The following is a 2206-nucleotide window of genomic DNA, read 5'->3' on the forward strand; positions in this document are numbered from 1 at the left end:
CGCCTGCCCCGCCTGTGCTCGATGCTCCTCCCCTCAGCGCCCCGGCGGCCGACGTGCCGGCGTCGGGAGCTGCCCTGGAGCGGGTCCTGCGCGGGCCCAGCGGGCTGGGGACGGCGGGCCTGCGCCTGATCCCGCGCGAGGAACCGGCGCCGCCTGCGGAACCGGCGGCGGCCCCGGCGGAGGGCCCGGCCGTGCCGGGTCTCTACCACCACCCGGTGCCCGAGCCCGACCCGGCGAAGGTCGAGGAGGTCAGCCGCAGGATCAAGTCCTGGGCGCTGGACGAGGTGAGCCTGTACCCCGACGACTGGGAGGAGGAGTTCGACGGCTTCTCCGTGGGCCGCTACATGGTGGCCTGCCATCCGGACGCCCCGAGCATCGACCACCTGATGGTCGCCACCCGGCTGATGGTCGCGGAGAACGCGGTGGACGACTGCTACTGCGAGGACCACGGAGGCTCACCCATCGGCCTCGGAGGGCGCCTCCTCCTCGCGCACACCGCCCTCGACCCCCTGTACACGACGCGGGAGTACCAGCCGCTGTGGGCACAGTCGCTGCACGCGGACGCCCCTCGGCGTGCCTACCGCTCCGCCATGGAGTACTTCGTCGGTACGGCCAGCCCCGCGCAGGCCGACCGGTACCGGCACGACATGGCCCGACTGCACATGGGATACCTCGCCGAAGCCGCCTGGGCCCAGACCGAGTACGTACCCGAGGTGTGGGAGTACCTGGCGATGCGCCAGTTCAACAACTTCCGCCCCTGCCCGACCATCACCGACACCGTCGGCGGCTACGAACTGCCGACGGACCTGCACGCCCAGGCCGCCATGCAGAAGGTCATCGCGCTCGCCGGCAACGCGACGACCATCGTGAACGACCTGTACTCGTACACCAAGGAACTCGACGCTCCCGGGCGGCACTTGAACCTGCCCACCGTGCTCGCCGACCGCGAGGGCCTTTCCGAGCGGGACGCCTATCTGAAGGCCGTCGAGGTGCACAACGACCTCATGCACGACTTCGAGGCCGAAGCCGCCGCCCTGGCCGCCGCGTGCCCCGTCCCGAGCGTGCCGCGCTTCCTGAAGGGCGTGGCCGCATGGGTCGACGGCAACCACTACTGGCACCGCACCAACACCTACCGATACAGCCTGCCCGACTTCTGGTAGCAGAACTCGCGGCAAGAGAATGGACTCATCTGTGACCAGCTCCCAGCTCAGCGCCACCTCCGCCGAGACCCGCCTGCGCATCCCCGGCCCGGCGACGCCCTACCAGGGCGACATCGCCCGCTACTGGGACGGGGAGGCCAGGCCCGTCAACCTGCGCCTCGGCGACGTCGACGGCCTCTACCACCACCACTACGGCATCGGCGACGTCGACCACGCCGCCCTGGGCGAAGCCGACGACTCCGAGTACGAGAAGAAGCTGATCGCCGAACTCCACCGCCTGGAGTCGGCGCAGGCCGAGGTGCTTCTGGACCACCTCGGCGACATCGGGCGCGACGACACGCTCGTGGACGCCGGCTGCGGCCGGGGCGGTTCCATGGTCATGGCTCACCAGCGCTTCGGATGCAAGGTCGAGGGCGTCACCCTGTCGGCCAAGCAGGCCGACTTCGGCAACCGGCGCGCCCAGGAACTGCGCATCGCCGACCACGTCCGCGCCCGGGTGTGCAACATGCTGGACATGCCCTTCGGGACAGGGCAGGCGGCGGGCTCGTGGAACAACGAATCGAGCATGTACGTCGACCTGCACGACCTCTTCGCCGAGCACTCCCGCATCCTTGAGGTCGGCGGCCGTTATGTGACCATCACCGGCTGCTGGAACCCGCGTTACGGCCAGCCGTCGAAGTGGGTCTCGCAGATCAACGCCCACTTCGAGTGCAACATCCACTCCCGCCGGGAGTACCTGCGCGCCATGGCCGACAACCGCCTCGTACCGCAGGCCGTCGTCGACCTGACCCCCGCGACCCTGCCCTACTGGGAGCTGCGGGCCACGTCGTCCCTGGTCACCGGCATCGAAGAGGCATTCATCGAGTCGTACAAGGACGGCTCCTTCCAGTACGTCCTCATCGCGGCCGACCGAGTCTGACCTCTCGCGGCGCGGAGCGACGGGCGGGTGGGGGGAGAACCCCCTACGGCACGATGAGGCGCGGGGCAACGGGCAGGCGGGCGGGGGAACCCGCGACAATGGCCCCGTGCACTACCGCGTCCTAGGG

Annotated in this window: 2 protein-coding genes; both read left to right on the forward strand. The window is 70.1% G+C overall.

From position 1 onward, the window contains the following. On the forward strand, positions 1–1160 hold a 1160-nt coding region (locus GKQ77_RS31880; RefSeq protein ID WP_219692595.1), incomplete at its 5' end, for a family 2 encapsulin nanocompartment cargo protein terpene cyclase. A gap of 19 nt (positions 1161–1179) precedes the next feature. After that, complete coding sequence (locus GKQ77_RS31885) at positions 1180–2079, forward strand: geranyl diphosphate 2-C-methyltransferase (protein ID WP_258022317.1); 900 nt, start codon at positions 1180–1182, stop codon at positions 2077–2079. Positions 2080–2206 lie beyond the last annotated feature (127 nt).

Source organism: Streptomyces anatolicus, assembly GCF_019400875.1.
In the GTDB taxonomy this organism is placed as follows: Bacteria; Actinomycetota; Actinomycetes; order Streptomycetales; family Streptomycetaceae; genus Streptomyces; species Streptomyces anatolicus.